The sequence below is a fragment of the Streptomyces sp. SID3212 genome, assembly GCF_009865405.1.
Classification (GTDB): domain Bacteria; phylum Actinomycetota; class Actinomycetes; order Streptomycetales; family Streptomycetaceae; genus Streptomyces.
This window is the reverse complement of sequence record NZ_WWJY01000212.1, coordinates 1-5,694: the sequence shown is the minus strand read 5'-3', so window position 1 is coordinate 5,694 and position 5,694 is coordinate 1. Positions and strand designations below refer to the sequence as shown.

Here is a 5,694-nt window from a genome sequence, read left to right as displayed (position 1 = left end):
GAGGGACACGGGCGCGGTGAGCGCGACGTCGAGCGCCTTGGAGGCGGTCTGCCGCGCCGGGCCACCGCCGCCGCCACCGAAGCCGCCGAAGCCGCCGCCCGCCCCCGACGAGCCCGTGGAGCCGATCTGTGCCTTGAGGGTGGGGCTGATGGCCGTCACCAGGTAGGCGCCGCCGAGCCCGAGGGCGATGCCGAGCACTCCGCCCAGCAGCCCGTTGACCAGGGCCTCGCCGATCACCTGGCGGGTCACCCGGCCGGACTTCCAGCCGAGCGCCTTGAGGGTGCCGAACTCCCGTACCCGGCGGCTGACCGCCGAGGAGGTGAGCAGTCCGGCCACGAGGAAGGCGGCGATCAGCACCGCGATCGACAGCCACTTGCCGACGCTCGTGGCGAGGTCGGAGGCGGTCGAGAGGGAGCCGGAGACGGTGTCCGCGAGGTCGGCCGAGGTGGTGACGGTCGTGCCCGGGATGTTCTTCTGGATGGTGGACTTGACCGCGCCGATCTGCTGCGAGTCGGACGCCTTCACATAGACCGTGGTGATCTTGTCCTTGGAGTCGGACAGGGTCTGGGCCTGCTTCAGCGGGATGTAGGCGTTGGCGGCGGCGTCACCGCTGTCCGCCGTGGCGATCCCGATGACGCTGTACTTGGTGCCGTGGATGGTGAGGGTCTTGCCGACCGCGAGACTCTTCTTCTTGGCGTACGCGCTGTCGACAACGGCGACCTTCGCGTCGGTCTCCGTCGCCTTGAACGTACGGCCCGAGGTGATCTTCGAGGAGGTCAGCGGGCCGAGCGCGGGCTCCGTGACGTCGGCGCCGTACAGCGTGAACGAGTCGACGTCGAAGTTGGCGCCGCCTCCGGAGACCCGCCCGCCGGTGCCACCGCCGTTACGGCCGCCACCGGGAGTGCCGCCGTTCTCGTCGGGCTTGAACTCGCCGCGCGTGAACTCACCGTTGATCTTCAGCACGTTCAGGCTCAGTCCGCCGACCGCGCCGGAGACCCCGCTCTGGTCGGCGACCTCGGTCACCGTGGAGGACGCGAGGGTCTGGAAGCCCTGGACGACCACCCGGTCGCTGCTCTGCGACTCGCCGTCCTCCCCCTTCGCGTCGAACTGGAAGCGCGGCCGCCCCGACTCGCCCTCGGTCGCGGCGGGCGCGGCCTTGGTGACGGTCATGTCCGTGCCGAGGCCGTACAGCGATTGAAGGACCTTGTCCTGGGCATTGCCCATACCGGCGGACACGGAATTGACGATGATCACGAGCGCGATGCCGAGCGCGAGCCCGGAGGCGACGACGAGCGCCGCCTTTCGGCGGCGGCGCAGTTCGCGCCGGAGGTATGTGAAGAACATGGGCGTGAAATTAGGCGCGCGGTGTGATGGTCTGTTGAGGCCGCGCTGAGAACGCCATGAGAACGCCGACGGCGGCCGACCCCGTCACGGGATCGGCCGCCGTCCGGCCAGGCGTCTGATGGAGGATCAGGCCTGCGAGCCGGCCTGCCACTCGGCCCAGGACAGGTTCCAGCCGTTCAGACCGTTGTCGGGCTTGATGGTCTTGTCCGGGGAGTTCTTCACGATGACGACGTCACCGACCAGCGAGTTGTTGTAGAACCACGCGGCGGGCTGGTTGTCGTCGCCCGCGCCCTTGACGTCCTGGAGGCCGACACAGCCGTGGCTCGTGTTGACGTTGCCGAAGACGGAGGGGGCGCCCCAGTAGTTGCCGTGGATGAACGTCCCGGAGGTCGACAGCCGCATGGCGTGCGGCACGTCGGGGATGTCGTACTCACCCTTGCCGTCGTCGTCGGTGAAGCCGACCGTCGCGCCGTTCATCCGGGTCTCCTTGAACTTCTCGGAGATCACCATCTGACCGTTGTACGTGGGGTTGTCGGGCGATCCCGAGGAGATCGGGATCGTCTTGACCGTCTTGCCGTCGCGCGTGACGGTCATGGTCTTCGCCTTGGCGTCGACCGTGCTGACCTGGTTGCGGCCGATGGTGAAGGTCACCGTCTTCTGCTGGACGCCGAAGAGGCCCTTCGCGCCCTCGACGCCGTCCAGGTTCAGCTTGAGGGTGACCGTCGAACCGCCCTTCCAGTACTGGTCGGGGCGGAAGTCGAGGCGCTGCTGGCTGAACCAGTGGCCGACGACCTGCTGGCCGCTGCTGGACGTGACGGTGATCCCGTCCTGCACGGCCTTCTGGTCGGTGATCGCCTTGTCGAAGTTGATCGAGACCGGCATGCCGACGCCGACGGTGGAGCCGTCCTCGGGGGTGAAGTTCCCGATGAAGCTGTTGGCGGGCGAGACGGTGGTGAAGGAGGAGTTCTCGAAAGCCTTGCGGCCCTTGCCGTCCTTCGCCGTCGCGGCGATCTTGTACGTCGTGGAGCGCTCCAGCTGCGCGTCCGGCTTCCAGCTGAGGCCGTCGGCGGAGAGCGTGCCCTTCACGGCGGTGCCGTCGGCGGTCGTCATAGTCACCTGCGTGAGGGTGCCCTTGCTGACCGTGACCTTGGCGTCGTCGTTGATACCGGCGTTCGAGGCCCCGTCCCGGGGTGCGATGACTATCTTGGCCTCGGACGTCGCCTTGGCGGCCGCCTCGTCCACCTGGGCCTGGGACGACGACTTCGTGCTGTCGGCGCCGCTCGCGGTCTTGCCGCCGTCGTCGCTACAGGCCGAAAGGACCAGTACGCCACCGAGCAGTGCGGACGCGGCCATGAGGCCCCTGCGCCGCTTGCTGTCCGTCATCACACGTATCTCCATCATCGCCGACTACCCTGCCGATAACCCTTAAGAACACCTGTACCGGTTCGTCCGGTTCCACTTCGGCCGGCGATGTGGTGAACACCACGTGCCGCTCGCGCACGGCCGTAAGCCCCGGCCCGCCACTGCACAGGACCGGGGCTTACCAGAGTGACACGACTCAGCGCGGGCCCTGACCGTCGCGGTGGTCGAAGCGCGCTCCCCGGCCACCCTCCGCCCCGTCCGTACCGCCGTCACCGAGGACGCCCCAGGGTCCGTCACCGCCCTCGTCCTCGTCGCCGTCCTCCCCGTCGTCCCCCTCCGCCTCGTCGTCCTCGTCGAGCGCCCACTCCACCGCGTCGGGGTCGTAGTCGATCTCCTCGCTGGTCCACGACGCCTGCGCCAGCTCCACCCCCGGCACGTCCCTGACCAGGTCGTACGGCTCCACGAGATACGCGAGGGCCTCCGCCGGGTCCTCCCGTACCGTCGCCTCCGCGTGCGCGCGCTCGTCCTCGCGCATGGTGTCGTCGGTGACGATCCGGTCCAGCGCCGCCGCGCTCAGCGGCTCGGGTCCCTCGATCTCCAGTACCAATTCGACCCGTAGGCGCACAAAACGTGATGTCTCAGAAGTGGTCATACGACGGAGCGTAGGGCTCCTGGCCTCCACGACTTTCCCGCGACCCGCTGCTTTCACTAGCATCAGCGCACCCAGCCAATTCGGCGTTGTCACAAGGGGGATCGATCACGTGTCCGTCGCACGCCGTCCGCTGCTGACCGCTACCGCCGCCGGAACCCTGCTCTGCGCTCTGTGGTTCGTCCCGTCCGCGAAAGCCGCGGAAGAGCACCCAGGCCCGGAACAACAGCCGGTCGCAGCAGGTCAGAGCTTCACCTCAGCCGGTCTGAACACCACCTCCGAGGACCCGAACACCTCACAACCCCTGGCCCTCGCCGACACGGGCAGCGTGAGCACCACGCCGTACCTGATCGGCGGGACCGCCTTCCTCGGCATCGGTGCGGGCTTCGTCGCGTACTCGGCACGAAGAAGCGCCGGCCTGATCTGACGTACGTACGCGAAGGGCCGCCCGATGCACCGGGCGGCCCTTCGCGCATTTCCCGTACGTGTCAGGCCAGGGGGCCCGTGACCCGCTCCACGGCGGCGACGAGGCTCCCGTCCCGTACGAACGCGTCCGCGCCCGCGAGGTCCGGGGCGAGGAAACGGTCCGGGCCGGGGCCCTCGACCCCGGCGGCGCGCAGCGCGTCGATCGCGGCCCGCGAGGCGGGCGCGGGCGTGAGGCCGTCGCGCAGCTCGATGGCGCGGGTCGCCGCGTACAGCTCCACCGCGATGATCCGCGTGAGGTTGTCCACGGCCGTACGGAGCTTGCGCGCCGCCGACCAGCCCATCGAGACGTGGTCCTCCTGCATCGCGGAGGACGGGATCGAGTCGACGGACGCGGGGACGGCCAGCCGCTTCATGTCGCTCACCAGGGCGGCCTGGGTGTACTGGGCGATCATCAGGCCCGAGTCGACCCCGGCGTCGTCGGCCAGGAAGGGCGGCAGGCCGTGCGAACGGTTCTTGTCGAGCAGCCGGTCGGTGCGGCGCTCGGCGATCGAGCCCAGGTCGGCGGCGGCGATGGCCAGGAAGTCCAGTACGTACGCGACGGGCGCGCCGTGGAAGTTGCCGTTGGACTCCACGCGGCCGTCGCGCAGGACGACGGGGTTGTCCACGGCGGCGGCCAGCTCGCGGCCGGCCACGATCCCGGCGTACTCCAGCGTGTCCCGGCCGGCGCCGGCGACCTGGGGGGCGCAGCGCACGGAGTACGCGTCCTGGACCCGCGGGGCCGCGTCCTCCTGGAAGTGGCCGGTGAGCCCGGACCCGGCGAGGACCCGCAGCATGTTGTCGGCGCTGGCGGCCTGGCCCGGATGCGGCCGGATCGCGTGCAGGTCGGGCGCGAGGACCTTGGCGGTGCCGAGGAGGGCCTCCAGGGTGAGCGCGGCGGTGATGTCGGCGGAGGTGTAGAGGCGGCGCAGGTCGGCGAGGGCCATGACCAGCATGCCGAGCATGCCGTCCGTGCCGTTGAGCAGGGCGAGGCCCTCCTTCTCGCGCAGCTCGACGGGCGCGATGCCGTGCCGCGCGAGCAGCTCTCCGGCGGGGCGCACGATCCCGTCGGGTCCTTCCGCGTCGCCCTCGCCCATGAGGGTCAGCGCGCAGTGCGAGAGCGGCGCGAGGTCGCCGGAGCAGCCGAGGGAGCCGAACTCGTGCACGACGGGCGTGATCCCGGCGTTCAGCACGTCCGCCATGGCCTGGGCGACCTCGGGGCGTACGCCGGTGTGCCCGGAGGCGAGGGTCTTGAGCCGCAGGAACATCAACGCCCGCACGACCTCCCGCTCGACGTGGGGCCCCATGCCGGCGGCGTGGCTGCGCACGATGTTCCGCTGGAGCCGCGCCCTCAGGTCGGGCCCGATGTGCCGACTGGCGAGCGCGCCGAAACCGGTCGAGACGCCGTAGACGGGCTCGGGCTTGGCGGCGAGCGCGTCGACGACTTTCCGCGCCTCGGCGATCGCGCTCCGCGCGGTTTCGCTGAGCGTGACCTTGGCGTGGTTTCGGGCCACGGCGAGGACGTCTTCGGCGGTGGCGCCGGTGTCGCCCAGGACGACGGTGTGCATATCCATATTCAGGAGCGTACGGATTGAATCTGGACGTGTCACTAGGCGGGGTGCGGGGGTGGCCTGGCGGCCGGCGCCGGACGGGCTTCGTTTGTGGCGCTTGCCCGGTGCCGGGGCGCGGCTTACTGATTGTCCTCAATCGCCGGACAGGCTTGATTTTGCCCGCTGCGGGCCGGTGGCCTGGGTGCGGGCCGGTTGCCGGGGGCCGGGCAGGGGTCGTGTCCTGCACTGCATGTTTTACGTCGCGTTCGGCGGGTTGTTCAGTTCACCGGGGCCATGCGACACAAAACACGCTTTACGTTCCGGACA

Annotated in this window: 5 protein-coding genes; 1 reads left to right on the top strand and 4 read right to left on the bottom strand. The window is 69.9% G+C overall.

All coding sequences use genetic code 11. From position 1 onward, the window contains the following. The 3 genes from GT042_RS06240 to GT042_RS06230 form a co-directional block, all read right to left on the bottom strand. A partial coding sequence (locus GT042_RS06240; RefSeq protein ID WP_161307696.1) for an ABC transporter permease occupies positions 1-1,344 on the bottom strand: 1,344 nt, incomplete at its 3' end. A 126-nt stretch (positions 1,345-1,470) separates the two neighbouring features. Beyond that, positions 1,471-2,742, bottom strand: coding sequence for an Ig-like domain-containing protein (locus GT042_RS06235; protein ID WP_161307698.1), 1,272 nt, complete (start codon positions 2,740-2,742; stop codon positions 1,471-1,473). 160 nt (positions 2,743-2,902) lie between these two features. Further along, positions 2,903-3,358: a hypothetical protein gene (locus GT042_RS06230; RefSeq protein ID WP_161307695.1), complete on the bottom strand. Its 456-nt coding sequence runs from the start codon at positions 3,356-3,358 to the stop codon at positions 2,903-2,905. 109 nt (positions 3,359-3,467) lie between these two features. Between GT042_RS06230 and GT042_RS06225 the strand changes: the two genes are divergently transcribed. Then, positions 3,468-3,782 (top strand): hypothetical protein, encoded by a 315-nt coding sequence (locus tag GT042_RS06225; RefSeq protein ID WP_161307694.1) that lies wholly within the window; start codon positions 3,468-3,470, stop codon positions 3,780-3,782. A gap of 61 nt (positions 3,783-3,843) precedes the next feature. Here the strand turns inward: GT042_RS06225 and hutH are convergent, their stop codons facing one another. After that, positions 3,844-5,385, bottom strand: coding sequence for a histidine ammonia-lyase (gene hutH / locus GT042_RS06220; protein ID WP_161307697.1), 1,542 nt, complete (start codon positions 5,383-5,385; stop codon positions 3,844-3,846). Between the last annotated feature and the right edge of the window lie 309 nt (positions 5,386-5,694).